The organism is Azorhizobium sp. AG788 (genome assembly GCF_943371865.1).
In the GTDB taxonomy this organism is placed as follows: Bacteria; Pseudomonadota; Alphaproteobacteria; order Rhizobiales; family Xanthobacteraceae; genus Azorhizobium.
The window spans coordinates 14985-34347 of sequence record NZ_CALRWL010000040.1 but is presented as its reverse complement, the minus strand read 5'-3'; the positions used below and the strand labels follow the sequence as shown (position 1 = coordinate 34347).

At 67.9% G+C, this 19363-nt stretch carries 19 protein-coding genes; 12 read left to right on the top strand and 7 right to left on the bottom strand.

Translation table 11 applies throughout. The features are described from left to right. From AAG816_RS19930 to AAG816_RS19910, 5 genes are all read left to right on the top strand, one after another. On the top strand, positions 1 to 1470 hold the full coding sequence (locus AAG816_RS19930; protein ID WP_341991424.1) for a sigma-54 dependent transcriptional regulator: 1470 nt from the start codon (positions 1 to 3) through the stop codon (positions 1468 to 1470). A gap of 11 nt (positions 1471 to 1481) precedes the next feature. Continuing rightward, positions 1482 to 1796: a HypC/HybG/HupF family hydrogenase formation chaperone gene (gene hypC / locus AAG816_RS19925; RefSeq protein ID WP_341991423.1), complete on the top strand. Its 315-nt coding sequence runs from the start codon at positions 1482 to 1484 to the stop codon at positions 1794 to 1796. A gap of 11 nt (positions 1797 to 1807) precedes the next feature. Continuing rightward, the gene (gene hypD / locus AAG816_RS19920) at positions 1808 to 2929 is read left to right on the top strand and encodes a hydrogenase formation protein HypD (RefSeq protein ID WP_341991422.1); all 1122 of its coding nucleotides are present in this window, start codon (positions 1808 to 1810) and stop codon (positions 2927 to 2929) included. Continuing rightward, on the top strand, positions 2926 to 3993 hold the full coding sequence (gene hypE / locus AAG816_RS19915) for a hydrogenase expression/formation protein HypE (protein WP_341991421.1): 1068 nt from the start codon (positions 2926 to 2928) through the stop codon (positions 3991 to 3993). Before hypD ends, hypE begins: the two co-directional genes overlap by 4 nt. 116 nt (positions 3994 to 4109) lie before the next feature. Further along, positions 4110 to 4712, top strand: a complete 603-nt coding sequence (locus AAG816_RS19910) for a HupE/UreJ family protein (protein WP_341991420.1) — start codon at positions 4110 to 4112, stop codon at positions 4710 to 4712. Between the two features lie 227 nt (positions 4713 to 4939). Here the strand turns inward: AAG816_RS19910 and AAG816_RS19905 are convergent, their stop codons facing one another. After that, a complete protein-coding gene (locus tag AAG816_RS19905; RefSeq protein WP_341991419.1) occupies positions 4940 to 5659 on the bottom strand; it encodes a TetR/AcrR family transcriptional regulator in 720 nt (239 codons plus the stop codon). A gap of 142 nt (positions 5660 to 5801) precedes the next feature. Here AAG816_RS19905 and AAG816_RS19900 point away from each other — a divergent pair, with 142 nt between their 5' ends. The 7 genes from AAG816_RS19900 (at position 5802) to AAG816_RS19870 (ending at position 11572) form a co-directional block, all read left to right on the top strand. Further along, a complete protein-coding gene (locus AAG816_RS19900; protein ID WP_341991418.1) occupies positions 5802 to 6575 on the top strand; it encodes a cyclase family protein in 774 nt (257 codons plus the stop codon). A 50-nt stretch (positions 6576 to 6625) separates the two neighbouring features. After that, entirely contained in the window at positions 6626 to 7552 is a 927-nt protein-coding gene (locus AAG816_RS19895; RefSeq protein WP_341991417.1) for a 3-keto-5-aminohexanoate cleavage protein, read from the top strand. Between the two features lie 12 nt (positions 7553 to 7564). Continuing rightward, entirely contained in the window at positions 7565 to 8584 is a 1020-nt protein-coding gene (locus AAG816_RS19890) for an SMP-30/gluconolactonase/LRE family protein (protein ID WP_341991416.1), read from the top strand. 55 nt (positions 8585 to 8639) lie between these two features. Beyond that, positions 8640 to 9851: an ABC transporter substrate-binding protein gene (locus tag AAG816_RS19885; RefSeq protein WP_341991415.1), complete on the top strand. Its 1212-nt coding sequence runs from the start codon at positions 8640 to 8642 to the stop codon at positions 9849 to 9851. A gap of 124 nt (positions 9852 to 9975) precedes the next feature. Continuing rightward, positions 9976 to 10821, top strand: coding sequence for an acetolactate decarboxylase (gene budA / locus AAG816_RS19880; RefSeq protein WP_341991414.1), 846 nt, complete (start codon positions 9976 to 9978; stop codon positions 10819 to 10821). A gap of 114 nt (positions 10822 to 10935) precedes the next feature. Further along, on the top strand, positions 10936 to 11190 hold the full coding sequence (locus AAG816_RS19875) for a GlsB/YeaQ/YmgE family stress response membrane protein (protein WP_341991413.1): 255 nt from the start codon (positions 10936 to 10938) through the stop codon (positions 11188 to 11190). A gap of 28 nt (positions 11191 to 11218) precedes the next feature. Continuing rightward, the gene (locus AAG816_RS19870; RefSeq protein ID WP_341991446.1) at positions 11219 to 11572 is read left to right on the top strand and encodes a zinc ribbon domain-containing protein YjdM; all 354 of its coding nucleotides are present in this window, start codon (positions 11219 to 11221) and stop codon (positions 11570 to 11572) included. A 612-nt stretch (positions 11573 to 12184) separates the two neighbouring features. Here the strand turns inward: AAG816_RS19870 and cydX are convergent. The 6 genes from cydX to AAG816_RS19840 form a co-directional block, all read right to left on the bottom strand. After that, positions 12185 to 12301: a cytochrome bd-I oxidase subunit CydX gene (gene cydX, locus AAG816_RS19865; RefSeq protein WP_341991445.1), complete on the bottom strand. Its 117-nt coding sequence runs from the start codon at positions 12299 to 12301 to the stop codon at positions 12185 to 12187. A gap of 82 nt (positions 12302 to 12383) precedes the next feature. Continuing rightward, positions 12384 to 13538 carry a cytochrome d ubiquinol oxidase subunit II gene (cydB, locus tag AAG816_RS19860; protein ID WP_341991412.1) on the bottom strand — a complete coding sequence of 385 codons (1155 nt, stop codon included), beginning with the start codon at positions 13536 to 13538 and terminating at the stop codon, positions 12384 to 12386. A 5-nt stretch (positions 13539 to 13543) separates the two neighbouring features. Beyond that, positions 13544 to 15118 (bottom strand): cytochrome ubiquinol oxidase subunit I, encoded by a 1575-nt coding sequence (locus tag AAG816_RS19855; protein WP_341991411.1) that lies wholly within the window; start codon positions 15116 to 15118, stop codon positions 13544 to 13546. A gap of 126 nt (positions 15119 to 15244) precedes the next feature. Continuing rightward, complete coding sequence (locus AAG816_RS19850) at positions 15245 to 16927, bottom strand: ATP-binding cassette domain-containing protein (protein WP_341991410.1); 1683 nt, start codon at positions 16925 to 16927, stop codon at positions 15245 to 15247. Continuing rightward, positions 16920 to 18782 (bottom strand): thiol reductant ABC exporter subunit CydD, encoded by a 1863-nt coding sequence (gene cydD / locus AAG816_RS19845; RefSeq protein WP_341991409.1) that lies wholly within the window; start codon positions 18780 to 18782, stop codon positions 16920 to 16922. Before cydD ends, AAG816_RS19850 begins: the two co-directional genes overlap by 8 nt. After that, entirely contained in the window at positions 18779 to 19363 is a 585-nt protein-coding gene (locus tag AAG816_RS19840) for a GbsR/MarR family transcriptional regulator (RefSeq protein ID WP_341991444.1), read from the bottom strand. Before AAG816_RS19840 ends, cydD begins: the two co-directional genes overlap by 4 nt.

The window sequence follows — 19363 nt, the reverse complement described above, 5'->3', positions numbered from 1 at the left end:
ATGAGCACCCGCCCGGCCCTGCTGCTGGTGGACGACGAGCCCCGCTCGGTGGAGGTGATGGCGCGCGTGCTCGGGGAGGAGTTCGAGGTCTTCACCGCCTTGGGGGCCGCCCAGGCGCGGACGATCCTGGAAAACGAGTGGGTGCAGGCCATCTTCTGCGACCAGCGCATGCCCGATGTCTCCGGCGTCGCCTTCCTCACCGAAGTGCGCGAGCGCTGGCCGGAGATCGTCCGGGTCATCGTCACCGGCTATACCGAGCCGGAGGACATGATCGGCGCCATCAACGCCGCCGGCATCTATCAGTACATCACCAAACCCTGGCATCCGGACCAGCTGCTGCTGGTGGCGCGCAACGCCGCCCAATTGTTCGCCCTCCAGCGCGACCACCACCGGCTCTCCCTGGAGCTGAAGCTGGCCGCGCCCGCCGCGCAGGCGCATGTGGTGATGCAACGCGAACGGGTGGCGCGGAACTTCCATTTCGATACACTCATCCGCGCCCCCGACAGCCCGCTGAACGAGACCTGCCGCCGCGCCGCGCAAGTGGCGGTGTTCGATATTCCCGTGCTGATTCAAGGGGAAACCGGCACGGGGAAGGAATTGCTGGCCCGCGCCATCCATTATTCCAGCCTGCGATCGGACAGGGCGTTTCATGCAGTGAATTGTGGGGCGATACCGGACGAACTCTTGGAATCCGAACTGTTCGGGCACAAGAAGGGCGCCTTCACCGGCGCCCACACCACCCGCATCGGCCTGCTGGACCAGGCGGACGGCGGGACCATCTTGCTGGACGAAATCGGCGACGTTTCCCCCGCCTTCCAGGTCAAGCTGTTGCGATTCCTGCAGGAAGGCGAGATCCGCCCGGTCGGCTCCAACGAATCCAAGCGGGTGAACGTGCGGGTACTGGCCGCCACCCATCGCGACCTCTCCCGCCAGATCACCGCCGGCACCTTCCGCGAAGACCTCTACTACCGCCTTACCGCCATGACCCTCACCTTGCCCCCGCTGCGCACCCGCCGCGGCGACCTGAAAGCCTTAGCCTGCGCCATTCTGGACAGCCTGAGCCATCAGCACGGCAAGGCGGTGAAGGGCTTCACCGACGAGGCCCTGGCCTGCATCGCCGCCTATGACTGGCCGGGCAATGTGCGGGAAATGCAGAACGAAATCCTGCGCATGCTGGTGCTGGCCACCGACGGGAACCTGGGCGCCGATCTGCTCTCCCCCCACGTGGTCCGCGCCGCCGCCTCGCCCGATCCCGATGCCAACCTGTCCTGCGAAATCTCCATACCGGACAATGGGTTGCTGAAGGATCGGATCGAGCGCCTGGAGGCGTCCATCCTGATGGAAACCCTGGTGCGCTGCCGCTGGAACAAGAGCCGCGCGGCCGAGGAACTGGGCCTCTCCCGCGTCGGCCTGCGGGCCAAACTCGACCGCTACGGCATCGCCCGCGGCCGAACCTTCGCCAGCCACTGAGGAGAACACCCATGTGTCTCGGCATTCCCGGCCGGATCGTCGCCATCACTGATGCCGACAAAATGCTGGCAATGGTGGACGTCTCCGGCGTCCGCCGCTCGGTGGACGTGGTGTGCGTGGCCGAGCCCGGCGAACCCTTGGAGGCGCTGATCGGCGTCTGGGTGCTGGTGCATGTGGGCTTCGCCATGAGCCGCATCGACGAGGCCGAAGCCGCCGCCACATTGAAAGTATTGGCGGAAATCGGCGAACTGGATGGGGAAATGGATGCCATCCGCACCGGCAGCGTGGAAGCGCTGCCTTCGCTTCCTGTGTCCCAGGCCAATTGAGGGAGGCATCCATGCGTTTCGTCGATGAATTCCGCGACCCCGCCCTCGCCGCCGGCCTGGTGCGGGAGATCGGCGTTCTCGCCGCCCGGCTGGAGCGCGGGCGCGAGCATCCGGTGGCGGTGATGGAAGTGTGCGGCGGGCATACCCACGCCATCTTCCGCTATGGGCTGGAAGGCCTGCTGCCGGATATCATCGAGTTCGTCCACGGCCCCGGCTGCCCGGTGTGCGTGCTGCCCATGGGGCGGGTGGATGATTGCGTCGCCATCGCCGAGCGCCCCGAAGTGATCTTCGCCACCTTCGGCGATGCCATGCGGGTGCCCGGCTCGCGCAAGAGCCTGCTCCAGGCCAAGGCGGATGGCGCCGACGTGCGCATGGTCTATTCGCCTCTGGATGCGCTGGAACTGGCGCGGCGAAACCCAGACCGGCACGTGGTGTTCTTCGGCCTCGGGTTCGAGACCACCATGCCCTCCACCGCGCTGACCGTGCTGCGCGCGGCGCGGGAGGCGGTGACCAACTTTTCTCTATTCTGCAACCACATCACCATCATCCCCACCTTGCGGGCGCTGCTGGAGCAGCCGGACTTCGGCATCGACGGCTTCATCGGGCCGGGCCACGTCTCCATGGTGATCGGCACCGCGCCCTATCGCTTCATCGCCGAGGAGTTCGGCCGCCCGCTGGTGGTGGCCGGGTTCGAGCCCATCGACCTGTTGCAATCGCTGCTGATGGTGCTGCGCCAGATGGCTTTGGGCGAAGCCAGGATCGAGAATCAATATGCCCGCGTGGTGCCGGAGGCCGGCAATCCGGCGGCGCTAGCAGCGGTGGCCCAGGTCTATGAGCCGCGGGCGACGTTCGAATGGCGTGGCCTCGGCTCCATCGCCGGCTCCGGCGTGCGGCTGCGCGAGGCCTATGCGGCGTTCGACGCCGAGAAGCGGTTTTCGGTGCCGGACGTGAAGGTGGCCGACCCGGACGCCTGCCGCTGCGGCGAGGTGCTGACCGGCGCGGTGAAACCGTGGGCCTGCCCGGTGTTCGGCACCGGATGCACGCCGGAGATGCCGCTGGGGGCGCTGATGGTGTCTTCGGAAGGGGCCTGCGCGGCCTATTATCAATATGGCGGCATGCGGGGGGCGGCATGACCCTTCCTTTTGATCGGCCTGTGCGCCAAGCGCGCAAGGTGACTCAACCCACCATCACCCTCGCCCATGGCGGCGGCGGCACCGCCATGCGCGACCTGATCGAGGACGTGTTCCTGGAGACTTTCGCCGGGGCCGGACACGCCCCGCCGGAGGATCAGGCCCGCTTCGATCTCCAGGCGCTGCTGGCGCAGGGCGACCGGCTGGCCTTCACCACGGATTCGTTCGTGGTAGACCCTTTGTTCTTCCCCGGCGGCGACATCGGTACGCTGGCGGTGTGCGGCACCGTCAACGACCTGGCGGTGGGCGGCGCGCGGCCGGTGGCGCTGTCCTGCGCGGTGATCATCGAGGAGGGCCTGCCAGTGGAGACGCTCCGCCGGGTGGCCGCGTCCATGGCCCGCGCGGCGGCGCTGGCGGGCGTGTCCATCGTCACCGGCGACACCAAGGTGGTGGCGCGCGGGGCCTGCGACAAGCTGTTCGTGACCACCAGCGGCATCGGCGTGGTGCGCGCCGGGCTCCAGGTGGGCATCGATCGCGCCCGGCCCGGCGACGTGGTGCTGGTGAACGGCCTGCTGGGCGACCATGGCGCCGCCATCCTCAACGCCCGCGGCGACCTGGCGCTGGAGACCACAATCGAGAGCGACTGCGCGCCGCTGCACGATCTGGTGGCGGCGCTGATCGCAGCCGCGCCCGGCGTGCGGATGATGCGCGATGCCACCCGCGGCGGCGTCGCCGCGGTGCTGAACGAACTGGCGGAAGCCAGCGCGGTGGGCGTTCGCATCCGCGAACTGGATGTGCCGATCCGCCCCGAGGTCAACGGCTTCTGCGAAATATTGGGGCTCGATCCGCTCTATCTGGCCAATGAGGGCAAGCTCGTCGTGGTGGTGCCACCCGCGGAAGCAGACGCCGCGCTGGCCGCTTGGCGCGCCCATCCCCTCGGCCGGCAGGCGGTGGCCATCGGCACGGTGGTGGCCGGCCGGCCAGGGCGCGTCATCATGGAAACCCGCTTTGGCGGCGAGCGCATCGTCGACATGATGGTGGGGGATCAACTGCCCCGTATCTGTTGACCGCACCTGCCTGTTGAAGACCCGTCTGCGCTGACGTCTGTCTCAGTTTTCTGTCGGAATTTGCGTTAGCTTTGTTCCATGTCCATCGATCCGATGCCTTGAGGAGAGTATTTCCCATGACCCGCCCCCTGCTTCGTACCCTCGGTATCGCCGGCGCCCTGGCGCTGGCCCCCTCGCTCGCCTTTGCCCATGTGGGCGTGGGCGATGCCCATGGCTTCGTGCACGGCTTCATGCACCCTGTAACCGGCCTCGATCATGTCTTGGCCATGGTTACGGTCGGCATCTTCGCATGGCAGTTGGGCGGGCGCGCGGTGTGGTTGGTGCCGACGACCTTCGTGCTGCTGATGGCGGCGGGTGGCGCCCTGGGAATGGGCGGCTTTACCCTGCCATACGTGGAAATCGGGGTTGCCCTGTCGGTTGTGGTGCTGGGAGCGGCGGTCGCCTTTGGCGTGCAACTGCCGCTGGCGGCAGCCATGGGGCTGGTGGGCGTGTTCGCCATCTTCCACGGCCATGCCCACGGCGCCGAAATGCCGGAGACCGCGAGCGGCCTTGCCTATGGCGCGGGCTTCATGCTGGCGACCGCCACGCTGCACCTCTCGGGCCTCGCCCTGGGCGCGGCCATCGGGCGCCTGGGCGATGTCTATGGTCAGGCTTGGGTGCGTCGGGCGGGTGCCGCAGTGAGCGTCGCCGGCCTTGGGTTGGTGCTGGGCGCGCTCTGATCCGGCCCTCACGCTGCGCGAGCCTTGGTCCTGCCTGAACGCAGGCCGGGCCGAGGCAAGGGGCAGAGACCAAGGCCGTTGACGGCAGATCTCATGAAGTCGGCGGCAGCGCCGGCTTCATCTTTTCCGGCCCCTTTTGCGGGCCGCCCAGTGTGTCGGCCCGCATTGGTCGACGGCCGCAGCCGGATGAATGCGGCAACCGCTGTCTTACGTCCCGGCCATGCCCTCTAGGCCGGCGGATCGCCCTGACGCAAAGTGTTAAATCCGGCGCTGATGAAGCGGATGAAATCCGCGCACAGCGCGGGATCCGCCGAGATTGCCCGGCCGTGGGTCAGGCGCTCGATACGCTTGTCGCCCACATACATGAGCAGCGCGCCCACCGCATATTCATAGGCCCAGACGATGCGGTCTCCGGCCACGTCCGGCAGCGCCCGCCCCATGGCGGCGACGAACGCGCGGGCCAGGGGATCATAAAAGCGCTCGATGATGGCGGTGGCCTCCGGCCCCGGATCCCAGGCGGTGCGCGCCACCAGCAGCGAAAACACATCACCCGCCTCGCTGCCCCGCAGGGTGATCACCGGCTCCGCCCAGGCGCGCACCAGATCCGCTACGGCGTTGGGGTTCGAAGGCCCGCAGTCCACCTCCTCGATGCGCGCGATGCGCTCGGTGATATAGACCTGCCGATGGGCGAAAATAGTGCCGAACAGTTCTTGCTTGCGGCCGAAATAGTAGCCCACCAGCGCGATGGGGACACCGGCGCGGGTGGCGATGTCCCGCACCGACACGGCCGCATAGCCGCGCTCGGCGAACAGCGCCTCGGCACTGAGGAGAATGGCGCTGCGGCGGTCCGGACGCTGCGGCTCCTGGGGATCCACCGCCGAGCGCCGGGCGGCCTTGGGCCGGGCCAGGGTACGGCTGCCGCCGGATGGGTCTTCACTTTGATCCATATGGTTTCATACACTGCGCTGGGCCGCCGCGCCACGCACGCCGGGACCCGCACGAACGCCATTGAACGATCATACAATATTATGTACGACTGTATAAATTGCGATCTCCCGGAAAGGGAGGCGCCTCCTGGGAGGGAGTGCCATGCCCCGCTTCATCGACATCTCCATCCCCCTGGAGAATGACGTCCCCGCCGATCCACCGTTTCAGAAGGTGCGGATCGACTACAAGGCCCATGGGGAAACGGCGGGCGATCTCGCCGCCAGCTTTCCCGGCCTGTCGCCGGAGCAATTGCCCGATGGCCAGGGCTGGGCGGTGGAGAACGTGGCCATCTCCACCCATAACGGCACCCATGTGGACGCCCCCTGGCACTATCACCCCACCATGGATGGCGGCGCCCGCGCCATCACCATCGATGAAGTGCCGCTCGACTGGTGCTTTCGCCCCGGCGTGAAGCTGGACTTCCGCCATCTGCCCGACGGCCATGTGGTGACCCCGGCGGAAATCGATGCGGAACTGGCCCGCATCGGCCATCGCCTCGCCCCGCTCGATATTGTGGTGGCCAACACCCGCGCCGGTCTGCGCTACGGCCAATCGGACTATGTGGACAGCGGCTGCGGCTTCGGACGCGACGCCACGCTGCATCTGGTCAAACTGGGCATCCGCGTGGTGGGAACCGACGGCTGGAGCTGGGACGCGCCTTTCAGCTACACCGCTAGGCGGTTCGCGGAAACCGGCGATGCCTCGATCATCTGGGAGGGCCACAAGGCGGGCCGCGAGGCCGGCTATTGCCAGATCGAGAAGCTGCACAATCTGGAAGTTCTTCCCGCCACCGGCTTCACCATTTCCTGCTTCCCGGTGAAGATCCGCGCCGCCTCCGCCGGCTGGACCCGCGCCGTCGCCATCCTGCCGGACTGATCTCCGCCGCCCAACTGCTGAACCATAAAAATTCAAGGGAGTGCAAGACGTTGAGCAAGGTCATCATCACCTGCGCGGTCACCGGCGGCATCCATACGCCCACCATGTCCGACGCCCTGCCCATCACCCCGACCGAGATTGCCGACCAGGCGATCGCGGCGGCGCAAGCCGGCGCGGCAATCCTGCACCTGCACGCCCGCGACCCCAAGGACGGACGTCCCACGCCGGATCCGGCGGTGTTCATGGAATTCCTGCCGCGCATCAAGCAGAGCTGCGATGCGGTGATCAACATCACCACCGGCGGCGGCCTCAACATGAGCGTGGAGGAGCGCCTCGCCGCCCCCCTGCAAGCGGCGCCGGAAATGTGCTCGCTCAACATGGGCTCCATGAATTTCGCGCTGCATCCTTTGGCCAAGCGCTACAGCAATTGGAAGCACCCGTGGGAGGAGCCCTACCTCACCGGCACCAAGGACTTCATCTTCCGCAACACCTTCGGTGACATCGAGCGCATCTACAAACTGCTGGGCGAGGGCCATGGCACCAAGTTCGAGCACGAATGCTACGACGTGGGCCATCTCTATAACCTCGCCCATTGCCTGGATCAGGGCTGGTTCCGCCCCCCGGTCTTCCTCCAGCTCATCTTCGGCATTCTGGGCGGCATCGGTCCCGACCTGGAAAACCTGATGTTCATGAAGCGCACCGCCGACAAATTGTTCGGCGCCGACTATCAATGGTCGGTGCTCGCCGCCGGCCGCCACCAGATGCCGTTCGCCACCCAGGCGGCCATGATGGGCGGCAACGTGCGCGTCGGACTGGAGGACAGCCTGTTCATCGGCAAGGGCAAGCTGGCGCTGAGCAATGCCGAGCAGGTGACCAAGATCCGCCGCATCATCGAGGAATTGGGCCATGAGATCGCGACGCCGGCGGAGGCGCGGGCAACCCTCGGCCTCAAGGGCGCCGATCGCGTGAACTTCTAGGCGGAGGCCTTCATGCCCGCGGCCAACCCCATCGACGGCTTCGAAGTCGATCCGGCCACCCTCACCTTCATCGGCGAGGGGCTGCAGCGGCCCGAGTGCATTCTGGCGGAGCCGGACGGCTCGCTCTGGACCGCCGATGCGCGCGGCGGTGTGGTGCACATCACCCCGGACGGGGCGCAGCGCCTCATCACCCAGCAGGTGGCCCGCACCTTCGCCGAGGCCGGCGACGAAGAAAGCCGCTTCGTCACCGGCACGCTCCCCAACGGCCTCGCCTTCGCCCGCAATGGCGATATCCTGATTTCCAATTTCGGAACCGACCGGCTGGAGATCATGACCCGCGACGGCGCCCTGCGGGCGCTGGTGGACAGCATCGACGGCGCGCCCATCGGCAAGGTCAATTTCGTGCTGCGCGACAGCCGCGACCGCATCTGGCTGACCATTTCCACCCGCATCACCAATTGGATGACGGCCATGAGCCCGCACGTCCGCGACGGCTATGTGGCGCTTTATGATCAGGGGCGCCTGCGGGTGGTGGCGGACGGCTTCGCCTTCACCAACGAGGTCCGCCTTGATGCGGCGGAAGACTGGCTCTATGTGGTGGAAACCTGCGGTCGCCGCATCACCCGGCTGCGGGTGGCCGACGACGGCAGCTTGAGCCACCGCGAAACCTTCGGCCCGGCCGACCATGGCGCGTTCATCGACGGCATCGCCTTCGATGCGTACGGCAATCTGTGGGGCACCCATGTGATGACCGACCGCATCTTCGCGATCACGCCCGAGGGCGACCTGCGCATCCTGCTGGACGACGACCGCGACAGCGCCGCCGGCCGCGCCCTCATGGCCGCCTTCGACCGCGGAGAGGCCACACCGGAGTTGATGCTGGCCTGCGGCGGCACCATCGCCCCCTGGTTCGCCAGCCTGACCTTCGGCGGGCCGGATCTGCGCACGGCCCATATCGGCAGCCTGCGCGGCACCCGCATTCCCGCCTTCCGCGCCCCGGTGGCGGGGTTGCCCATGGCCCATTGGACATAATCACCCGGATTGCGTCGTCCAAGAACGCAGACGGACCTTGAAACGGGAGGATCCTATGAAGAAGACCTTGATGGCGGCCGTCGCAACCCTTGCGATCGTCGCCGGACTGACACCGGCACTGGCGGACATGTCCGACGGCAAGGTGAAGATCGGCGTGCTCACCGACATGTCGGGCGTCTATTCCGACATCACCGGCAAGGGCTCGCTGCTGGCCGCAAAGATGGCCATTGATGACTGCCTGAAGGCGGAATGCGCCGGCATGCAGATCGAGACGGTGTCCGCCGACCACCAGAACAAGGCGGACCTGGCTTCGTCCATCGCCCGTAAATGGATCGACCAGGACGGCGTGGATGTCCTGGCCGACATGTCCAACGCCTCGATCCAGCTGGCCATTGCCCCGCTGGTGAAGGAAAAGAACCGCGTCGCCTTGTTCCCCGGCGGCACCGCCCGCCTCACCGGCGATGCCTGCCAGCCGGACCATGTGGTGCAATGGATGTGGGACACCTATGTGCAGGTGGCCGGCATCGCCAATCGCCTCACCAAGCCCGGCACCTCCTGGTATCTGGTCACGGCGGACTATGCCCTTGGCCATCAACTGGAATTGGACGCCAAGACCATCGTCACCGCCAAGGGCGGCAAGTTCCTCGGCTCCACCCGCCATCCCTTCCCCGCCGTGGATCTGTCGTCGCCCCTCCTGGCCGCGCAGGGCTCCGGCGCCGATATCATCGCGCTGGCCAATGCCGGCGGCGACACCATCGCCGGCATCAAGACCGCCAAGGAATTCGGCATTTCCGGCAGCAAGCAGAAGCTGGTGGCCTTCTTCCTCACCGCCATGGACGTGAAGAGCGTGGGCCTGCCCACCGCCCAGGGGACCATGCTCACCGAGGGCTTCTACTGGAACCTGGATGACGGTACCCGCGCCTTCTCCGAGCGTTTCAAGAAGGAAAACGGCACCATGCCGTCCGCCATCCATGCGGGCGTCTACTCCTCGGTCCTGCATTATCTCAAAGCAGTGGCAGCGTCGAAATCCGACGATGCCAAGACCGTGGTGGCCAAGATGCGGGAACTGCCCATCAAGGATGATGTGGTCCGCAATGCAAAGCTGCGGGAAGACGGACGCATGGTGCATGATTTCTATGTGTTCGAGGTCAAGAAGCCTGCGGACTCCAAGGGCGAGTGGGACCTGTACGACCTGGTCGCCACCTTGCCCGGCGATGAAGCCTTTCGTCCTCTGAGCCAGAGCACCTGCCCCTACATCAAGAAGTGAGACCTCGGACGCATCCCGGCCCCCGGGATGCGTCCGACTTATGCGCACGGGGCCTCCGTTGGGATAGACTGAGGTACGCACGCGGCCATGGCCGTCCAGTCGTCTCCTGCCCTTGAAGGATCCCATGCCCCGCCTGTCCTGCGACATCTCCCAGTCCCTGTGGGACGCCCTCCATGCCGCCGCCCGCGAGAGCGGGGAGAGCGTGGCGCACTTGGTCTCCCGCGCGCTGGCCGACACGCTTCAGGTGGACCATGGAACCCTGTTCCAGGTCTCCACCTCCGGGGCGCTGGTGGAAGGGGTGTTCGACGGCGTGGTGTCCATCAACACCTTGCGCGAGCATGGGAATTTTGGCCTCGGCACCTTCGTGGATCTGGATGGGGAGATGATCGCCTTCGACGGCGCCTTCCACCATATGCGCAGCGACGGCAGCATCCGGGCGGCGCGGGAGGACGAGCAGGTGCCGTTTGCCATCGTCACCCATTTCGCCCCGCAGGAGACCGCGACCCTGGCGCCGTTCGCAGATATCGGTGAACTCTGTAACCAATTGGATTCGCGACGGGAAACCGACAATCTGTTCTTCGCGGTGCGGCTGCGGGGGCGGTTCGCGCGGGTGCACAATCGCATCGCCTGCAAGGCCCATCCCCACGAGACACTGCTGCAAGCGACTGCGAAACAAGCGGAATTCGAAACGCCGGACGTGGCCGGCACCATGATCGGCTTCTGGACGCCCGCTTATGTGAAGGGCATCGGCGTGCCGGGCTGGCACCTGCACTTTTTGAGCGACGACCAGCGCTTCGGTGGGCATGTGCTTGATTGCGCTGGGGAAAATATCGAACTGGCGCTGGAGCGGATCGATGACTTCCGCATGGCCATCCCCGAGACCGCCGCCTTCATCGCCGCCGACCTCAGCCACGATCCCAGCGCCGCGCTCGAGACCGCCGAGCGGGCGCAGGCGCGGCCGCCGCGCTGAGGTACGACAGATCTTCTTCAGACTTTCCAACGTGTTATCGCACCACGGAACCGAATGATCCGGCCAAGGTTGTCCTCGCATTCCCACAGGGGATGGCAGTGGCTGGAGAGATCAATGGGCATTTTGTGGATGATCATCATCGGGTTCGTCGCGGGGCTGATCGCCAAGTGGATCCACCCCGGACCCAATGAGCCACAAGGCTTTATTCTGACAACGGTTTTAGGCATCGTCGGCGCCTGCGTGGCCAGCTATCTGGGCCAGGCCGTCGGCTGGTATCAGGCCGGCGAAGGGGCGGGTCTGATCGGGGCGGTGGTGGGCGCCATCATCGTGCTGATGGTGTGGGCGGCGGTGAGCCGGCGCACCGCATAACGGCGTTTCGCTCCGCAATTCCCCACGCATTCCGTGTCAGTTTCCATGGAATGCCCCACAATTCCCCGAATGCGACGCCGCGTACGGTGGCGTCGCGGCGTCGTGCCCCTATAACAGCACCACCCGCCCATGGGGGCGGGGGAACAAGGGGACCGACGTGAGCGACGAAATCATCGTGAAGGACAGCAACGGGGCCAAGCTGGCGGATGGCGATTCCGTCACCCTCATCAAGGACCTCAAGGTCAAGGGCACCTCGGAGACCCTGAAGCGCGGCACCTTGGTCAAGAACATCCGCCTCACCGGCGATCCGGCCGAAGTGGAGTGCAACACCAAGCAGGTCAAGGGCCTGGTTCTGCGCACCGAATTTCTCAAGAAGGCCTGAGCGCCGGCGCCGCGGGGCTCGCGCGCGCGCAGCCCCGGCAGCCGCGCGCCGCGCGACCGAGGTGATGGCCGCGGGCAAGCGCCCTCATACCCGCTTGCACTTCGCACCCACCTGCGCCTGACGTCTCCACACCTGGTGGATCGGAGCCCCGCGCTTATGCCTGTCAGCACGCCCCTCTCGCTCCTGCGGCGCGCCGGGGCCAGGTGCGGGACGTCCGTGTCGATGATCTGGATGAGGGGGCGACGGACGCCTGAGCATCGTGTTGGGCGCGGGCACGCCGCTCGGAGCGGTGCGCACGGCCCCGGCCGTTTCACCCCCCTCCCCTCCCTCCCCCGCAAGGGGGGAGGGGGTTCCGGTGCGCCGGTGGAACGCGCGTACCAATACAATAAGCGGCGACAATGACCGGCTCCCATGACCAGCCCCCATGACCGGCGCTGCCGCGGCGCGAAACGTCCTCACCCCTCGATCCGCGCCCCCTCCCCCCGTGCGGGGGAGGGTTGGGGAGGGGGGTGAAACGGCGGGGCAAAGGGAGAACAGCCCCGGCTGACCGCCCATGCCGCAGCACGCCCATCACAGGGTCGCGCAGCCCCCCCGGCCCGCGCCAGCCCGGCCCTACCCGCGCGCCTTCTTCTTCTCCGCTTCGTCTTCCATCAGTTCGAACCACATGGCGTTAAGGATGGCGAAGGCCGCCGCCAGCGGCAGGCCGAGCATCCAGGCGAAGTACCACATGAGATGTTCCTTGTCCGTGAGAGCCGGAGCCGGCCGGGCAAAGGCGCCGGCCGGCCATTGATGCGGGATAGTGAGCCAGGCCTCAGTAGGCATGGCCCTCGCCGTCGCGGATGGCCTTTTCGTCCACCTTGCCCCACAGCACCTTGTAGACCCAGGAGGTGTAGGCCAGGATCAGCGGCAGGAAGATCACCACGCACACCAGCATGATGAACAAGGTCAGATGGCTGGACGAGGTGTCCCACACCGTCAGGCTGGAACGCGGATCCAGCGACGAGGGCAGGATGAAGGGGAACATGCTCACCCCCACGGTGGCGATGATGGCGGCGATGCCCAGCGCACTGAACAGCAAAGCCGCCACTTCCCATCGCGCCCGCAGCGCCAGGCCCGCCAAAGCCGTGCCGAGCAGCCCCACCGCCGGCACCGCCAGCAGCCAGTTGTAGGTGGCATAGTTGCTGAACCAGGCCCCCCGCGCCGTGATCGCGGTCTTCAGCAGCGGATTGGACGGGCCGTCGGTGACGATCGGGCTGGTGATCTGATAGCCGGCCACGAACAGATACAGCGCGATCCCCCCGAGGGCGAACAGAGCGATGGTCAGCAGCGCGGCGATGCTGCCGATCGCCCGCGCCCGCTCCGCCACCGGCCCCTCGGCCTTCAGCACCAGCCAGGTTGAGCCGTGCATCACCAGCATGGCCACCGACACCAGCCCGCACAGCAGCGCGAACGGATTGAGCAGGCCGAAGAAGGTGCCCTCATAGAAGATGCGCAGGTCCATATCGAGGCGGAACGGCACCCCCTGAAGGGTATTGCCCACCGCCACGCCGAAGATCAGCGCCGGCACGAAGCCGCCCACGAACAGCGCCCAGTCCCAGCCGGCGCGCCAGGCCGGGCTCTCGCGCTTGGAGCGATACTTGAAGCCCACCGGCCGCAGGATCAATGCCGCCAGAATGGCGAACATGGCCAGATAGAAGCCGGAGAAGGACACCGCATAGAGTGCCGGCCAGGCGGCGAAGATGGCGCCGCCGCCGAGGATCAACCACACCTGGTTGCCCTCCCACACCGGGCCGATGGTGTTGATCACCACCCGGCGTTCCAGATCGGTGCGGGCCACGAAGGGCAGCAAGGTGCCCACCCCCAGGTCGAAGCCGTCGGTGACGGCGAAGCCGATGAGGAGGACGCCCAGGAGCAGCCACCAGATCAGGCGCAAGGTCTGATAGTCGATCAAATCATGCAGGATCATCGGGATTACTCCGCGGGAACGATGCTGGCGGGGATCAGGATGGCTTCCGGGTCATTATCCGGGGCCGGCCCCTTGCGGATGGAATGGAGCATCAGCCCCATCTCGATCACGAACAAAGTGGAGTAGATGACCGCGAAGCCGATGATGGTCAGCAGCACGGACATGGCCCCATTGCTGGAAACACCGGCGGCGGTGGGCAGGATGCCTTCGATGATCCAGGGCTGACGGCCGAACTCGGCCACGAACCAGCCGCTCTCCGCCGCGATCCACGGCAGCGGAATGGACAGCACCGCGATGCGCAGCAGGATCGGATAGCGGTCCAGCGCCCGGCGGGCCGACAGCACGAAGAAGGTGCCGGTCAAAAGGATCATGAAGAAGCCGATGCCGACCATGATGCGGAAGGTCCAGAACAGCGGCGCCACTTCCGGCACCGTGTCCCAGGCCGCCTTCTCGATCTGCGCGGGGGTCGCGGTGCGCGGATCATCCACATAGCGCTTCAGCAGCAGGCCGTAGCCGAGCAGATTGCCGTTATCCTCGAACGCCTTCTGTACCTCCGGGGCCACCGGCTTGCCGGCGGCGGCGCGAATGGTCTGCAGGGCGTCGAAGGCGATCACGCCGCGGGCGATGTTGCCCTTGGCCCGCTCCACCAATTCCTCGATGCCTTCCACCGGCGTGGTCAGCGAGCGGGTGTCGATGAGGCCGCCGACCCAGGGGATCTCCACCGCATAATGGGTTTCCCGCGCCTTCTGGTCGGGCAAGCCCACCACGGTGAACGGTGCCGGCGTGGTCTCGGTGTGCCACACCGCCTCCATGGCGGCGAGCTTCATCTTCTGATGCTCGGTGGTGAGGTAGCCGCTCTCATCGCCCAGCACCACCACCGAGAGGGAAGCCGCCAGCCCGAAGGACGCGGCCACCGTCAATGAGCGCTTGGCCAGTTCCACATGCCGGCCCTTCAGCAAATACCAGGCGGACACGCCCAGCACGAACACCGAGGCGGTGACATAGCCGGCGGAGACGGTGTGCACGAACTTGGCCTGCGCCACCGGATTGAACAGCACCGCATAGAAGTCCGTGACCTCCATGCGCATGGTCTGGGGATTGAAGGCCGAACCCACCGGATTCTGCATCCAGCCGTTGGCGATCAGGATCCACAGCGCGGAAAAATTGGAGCCGATGGCCACCATCCAGGCGGTGACCAGATGGCCCACCTTGGACAGCTTGTCCCAGCCGAAGAAGAACAGGCCGACGAAGGTGGCTTCCAGGAAGAAGGCCATCATGCCTTCGATGGCCAAAGGCGCACCGAAGATGTCGCCCACATAATGGCTGTAATAGCTCCAGTTCATGCCGAACTGGAATTCCATCACCAGTCCGGTGGCCACCCCCAGCACGAAATTGATGCCGAACAGCAGGCCCCAGAACTTGGTCATCTGTCGCCAGATCGGCCGGCCGGTCATCACATAGACCGTCTCCATGATGGCGACGATGATGGACAGGCCCAGCGTCAGCGGCACGAACAGGAAGTGGTAGAGCGCCGTCATCGCGAACTGGAAGCGCGACAGCGAGACGATATCGAATTCCATCTGATCTTCTCCTCGGGCTGCCCCGGTGATGTCTGCCCGGCGGCCCCGCCGTCGGGTGATGGTCAGGTTCTCGGCCCCGAGTCGGCCTGCCGGCGGTCAATGCGGGCACCGGCGCGCCCGTGGGGTTCAATCGGGGCGTAATGCCGCCAGGGCGGCGTCAAAGCCCGGTTCGCCGCGGCGGGGTCGCGCGATGATCCGGCCGCGCGCCATCACCAGCAGATGGTCCGCCAGTTCCGCCTCACGGCGGATGTGTGTGGCGATCAGCAAGGTGCGGCCTTGCGCCAAGTCAACGATGTGGCCCAGCACCCCTGCGGCCGTTTGCCCATCGAGCCCTTCGGTGGGCTCGTCCAGCAGCCATAAGGGGGTGTCGCGCAGCAGCAGGCGGGCCAGCGCCAGCCGGCGGGCCTGCCCGCCGGACAGGCCGAGGCCGCCCTCCCCCAGCCGCGCGGACAGGGCCTCCGGCAGCGCCCGGATGTCGTCCTCCAGCCCCACCGCCGCCAGCACCGCCCACAAAGCCGCATCGTCCGCATCGGGCGCCGCGAGCCGCAGATTGTCGCGCACGCTGTCCTGGAACAGCTCGGTGCGCTGGGTCAGCAGGGTGCCGGCCACCGCCGCCACCCGGCCGCCATCGGCCCAAGCCTCGCCGGCCACCAGCGCCAGCAGGCTGGACTTGCCCGCCCCGCTCGCCCCCACCAGCGCCACCCGATCGCCCTGCGCCAGGCTGAAGGAGATGTCGTGCAGAATGTCGCGATTGGCGCCCGCATGGCGCAGATTCACCCCCGCCAGACACACCGCCAGAGGCGCAGGCGGGGCCGGCGGCACCGCGGGCTCCGGCTGCGGGGCGAGGCGCGGCGCCAGCCGGCGGGCGGCCAGGCGCGTACGGCCCAGTTCCAGCGCGCCCCGGCGCAGCGCCGCGAACGGCTCCATGGCCGCCAGCGCCACCAGCACCAGAGCGGCGGCCGTCGGCGCGCTGATCAGGCCCGCCTGGCTCAGCCCCCCCGCCAATAGCAGCGCCCCGGCCAGCAGCAGTGCACCGCTGATGTTGAGGCCCATGCCCAAGGTGGTGTCGATGCGGTTCAGCACGTCGTCCGCCGCCACCATCTTGTGGTCGGCGGCCAGGATCGAGCTGCGCTGGGCCTCCAGGCGCCCGGCCATAGCCAATTCGGTCTGCCCGGCCACCAGGTCGATGGTGCGCGCCCGCAGCGCCTCCATGGCATGGGCGCGGCGGCGCACGGCGGGATAGGCCCGGCGCGCCGCCAGCAGCGGCAGGCCCAGCCCCAGCCCCAGCAGGCCGGCGGTCAGCGCGAGCCCCGCCAGCGGCGACACCAGGATGCCGAGGCCGATGCCGGCGGCGAGGGTGGCGGCCAGGGCCGCGCCCACCGGCACCAGCACCCGCAGATAGAGCTGGCCCAGGGCATCGATGTCCTCGGTCAGCCGGAACAGGAGGCGGGCGGGGCGCGCCAGCAGGGCACGGGCCGCCCCCGGCGTCGCCCAGCCGCGGAACAGCCGCTCGCGCAGGCCCGCCAGCACGCCCAAGGTCGCCTCATGGGTGGCGAGGCGCTCGCCATAGCGCCCGCCGGTGCGGGCCAGGGCCAGGAAGCGGATCACAGCAGACGGGGTGAACACATCGAACGACACCGCCGCCGCGGCGGACAGGCCCACCAGCGCGGTGGCGGCGATGAACCAGCCGGAGACGCCCAGCAGGGCGATCCCCGCCAGCACGGTCAAGGCGGACAGCAGGGCGCCGCCGATCAGCATGGCGCCCCGTTCGGCGAAGAACACGGCCAGGACGGTCCTGAGATCACGCATGGGGCAGTCCCTCCAGGCGGATGACCCGGTCCATCCGGCTCGCCAGGACCGGATCGTGGGTGGCGACAATGAGCGTGCGACCAATGGCCAGGGTCAGCAGCGCCTCGGTGATCTCGGCGGCAGTGGTGGCATCGAGATGGGCGGTGGGCTCGTCCGCCAGGATCAGGGTGGCGCGCGGATCCACCGCCGCCCGCGCCACCGCCAGCCGCAGCGCCTCGCCCCCCGACAGGCCGGCGCCGCCCTCGCCGATGGCCGCACCGCGCAGGGCGCCGGAGACATGCTCCAGCACCGCGAAATTCAGCGCCTCGTCGGCCGCCTCCATGGCGATCCAGGGCCGGCCCAAAGCGATGTTGGCGCGCAGCGAGGCGGCAAAGAAATGCGGCCGCTGCCCGATCCACGCCATGCCGGCGCGCAGGTCCGCGGTGGTGGCTTCGCTCATCACCGTGCCGTCGATGCGCACCCGCCCGGCGCTCGCCGGGGCGAGGCCCGCCAGCAGGGCCAGCAGCGTCGACTTGCCCACGCCGCTCGGCCCCAGCAAGGCCACCCGCTCGCCGGCATGCACGGTCAGGTCGAGATCCGCCAGCACCGCGCCGCCGCCGGGATGGCGGAAGCTGACGCCCTCCAGCCGCACCTCCGGGGCCGGCCCGGCGGAGGCGGGCTCGCACACGGTGCCGCGGGCGCCGGGCAGCGGCAGGCCGGCGACGCACAGCCGCTCCAGGGTGGCCAGCGCCGCGGTGCCGGCGGCCTTGTCATGCCACACCGCGGAGAGATCGCGCATGGGCTCGAAGAAGGCCGGCGCCAGCATCAGGATGAACAGCCCCTCCCCGAGGGTGAGGCGGCCGCCCCAGGTGCCGAAATCCAGCGTGCCCAGCAGGTGGAAGCCCACATAGACCGCCACCAGGGCGACGCCGAGCGCGGAGAACAGTTCCAGCACCGCGGAGGACAGGAAAGCGATGCGCAGCACCGCCATGGTGCGCGCCCGCAGCGCTTCGGCGCTGGCCCGCAGCCGGGTGGCGGTCGCGTCCACCGCGCCCAGCGCGCGGATGGTGGCGAGGCCCCGCAGCCGGTCCAGCAGGAAGCCGTTCATGCCGCCCACTTCCACCAATTGCGCTTCGCTGGCCGCCTGGGCGCGCCAGCCGATGAGGGCCATGAACACCGGGATCAGGGGCAGCGCCACCATCAGCACCAGGGCCGCCGCCCAGGAAAAGGTCAGCACCGCGGCGAAGATCACCAGCGGCACCACGGTGGCCCGCAGCCGGGCGGGGCGGAAGCGCCACAGATAGGGCACCACCGCCTCGGCCTGCTCGGCCATGGCGCTGGCGGCCAGTCCCGCCGACAGCCGGCCCGCATCCAGCGGCGAGCGTCCGGCCAGCGCCCGGCTCACGGTCTGGCGCAGATGGGACAAAGCGAGGCGGGCGCTGGCATAGCACATGCGCGAACCCAGCGCGTCCATGGCGGCGCGCACCACTCCCAGGCTCAGCACCAGCAGCGCCGGCCCCAGCATGGGCGCGAGGCCGCCGCCGGTGCCGATGGCATCGATGGCGCGGGCGATCACCGCCGCCTGGGCGATATAGATCAGGGCTGCGGCCACCTGCAGCAGCGCGCCGGGATCGGTCCACATGCCGGTATCGCGGCGGGGCGCCAGCTCCGGCGCCGCTGCCGGAAGACGCGCCGCCTTGGCGGCACCGATGCGCGGGCCGGACGCAGGCAGGGAGAGCGGGCCGCGCAACACAGGCGAAGCGGGGCGCGGGGACGCCCGCTCCGGCACCGTGTCGGCCGGCACCGCCATGTCGCCCAAGACGCGGGCGTTCATCCCGGACCGCCGCGGGGCGCTGGGCATTGGGATACGGGTCATGACTGGCTCTCCCCCACCACATCCGCGGGCCGGGCCCGGCGCCGGGGCAGAATTTTCTCCGCCGCATCCAGCAGCCGTGTGACTTTGGCCCCCAGCGCCAGCAGGCCGGTGAGGCGGGCGTTATCCAGCCCTTTCACATCGTCATACCAGCCGGAGAGCTGGCCGATCAGGCCATGCATCTGCGTCATGCGGGCCTGGGCAAAGCGCTCGTCCGCATCGCCGGGCGGGCGGGAGAGGATGTCGGTCAGCACCGCCAAAGTGGGGTCCACCTCGCGCTTCTTGCGCTCCTCCGCCAGGGTGCGCAGGATCTGCCAGACGTCGTCGGGGGTGGTGAAGAAATCACGCCGGTCATCCGGCAGATGCTTCAGCAGCACCAGGTTCCAGGCCTGCAGTTCGCGCAGGCTCATGGAAACGTTGGAGCGCGAGATGCCGAGCGCAGCCGCCATCTCCTCGGCGCAGAGCGGCCGGGCAGAGACGAACAGCAGGGCATAGATCTGGCCCACGGTGCGGCTGATGCCCCAGCGGCTGCCCATCTCGCCGAAGTGCAGCACGAAGGATTGGATTTGGGGAGAGAGTTTCAT

Bases quoted from the DNA above. Each gene is read 5' to 3' on its own strand.
- cydD (WP_341991409.1), bottom strand. From the start codon at position 18,782: ATGACCCGTATCCCAATGCCCAGCGCCCCGCGGCGGTCCGGGATGAAC.
- AAG816_RS19850 (WP_341991410.1), bottom strand. From the start codon at position 16,927: ATGCGTGATCTCAGGACCGTCCTGGCCGTGTTCTTCGCCGAACGGGGC.
- AAG816_RS19855 (WP_341991411.1), bottom strand. From the start codon at position 15,118: ATGGAATTCGATATCGTCTCGCTGTCGCGCTTCCAGTTCGCGATGACG.
- hypE (WP_341991421.1), top strand. From the start codon at position 2,926: ATGACCCTTCCTTTTGATCGGCCTGTGCGCCAAGCGCGCAAGGTGACT.
- AAG816_RS19905 (WP_341991419.1), bottom strand. From the start codon at position 5,659: ATGGATCAAAGTGAAGACCCATCCGGCGGCAGCCGTACCCTGGCCCGG.
- budA (WP_341991414.1), top strand. From the start codon at position 9,976: ATGCCCCGCCTGTCCTGCGACATCTCCCAGTCCCTGTGGGACGCCCTC.
- cydB (WP_341991412.1), bottom strand. From the start codon at position 13,538: ATGATCCTGCATGATTTGATCGACTATCAGACCTTGCGCCTGATCTGG.
- hypD (WP_341991422.1), top strand. From the start codon at position 1,808: ATGCGTTTCGTCGATGAATTCCGCGACCCCGCCCTCGCCGCCGGCCTG.
- AAG816_RS19930 (WP_341991424.1), top strand. From the start codon at position 1: ATGAGCACCCGCCCGGCCCTGCTGCTGGTGGACGACGAGCCCCGCTCG.
- AAG816_RS19885 (WP_341991415.1), top strand. From the start codon at position 8,640: ATGAAGAAGACCTTGATGGCGGCCGTCGCAACCCTTGCGATCGTCGCC.
- cydX (WP_341991445.1), bottom strand. From the start codon at position 12,301: ATGTGGTACTTCGCCTGGATGCTCGGCCTGCCGCTGGCGGCGGCCTTC.
- AAG816_RS19840 (WP_341991444.1), bottom strand. From the start codon at position 19,363: ATGAAACTCTCTCCCCAAATCCAATCCTTCGTGCTGCACTTCGGCGAG.
- AAG816_RS19875 (WP_341991413.1), top strand. From the start codon at position 10,936: ATGGGCATTTTGTGGATGATCATCATCGGGTTCGTCGCGGGGCTGATC.
- AAG816_RS19910 (WP_341991420.1), top strand. From the start codon at position 4,110: ATGACCCGCCCCCTGCTTCGTACCCTCGGTATCGCCGGCGCCCTGGCG.
- AAG816_RS19900 (WP_341991418.1), top strand. From the start codon at position 5,802: ATGCCCCGCTTCATCGACATCTCCATCCCCCTGGAGAATGACGTCCCC.
- hypC (WP_341991423.1), top strand. From the start codon at position 1,482: ATGTGTCTCGGCATTCCCGGCCGGATCGTCGCCATCACTGATGCCGAC.
- AAG816_RS19890 (WP_341991416.1), top strand. From the start codon at position 7,565: ATGCCCGCGGCCAACCCCATCGACGGCTTCGAAGTCGATCCGGCCACC.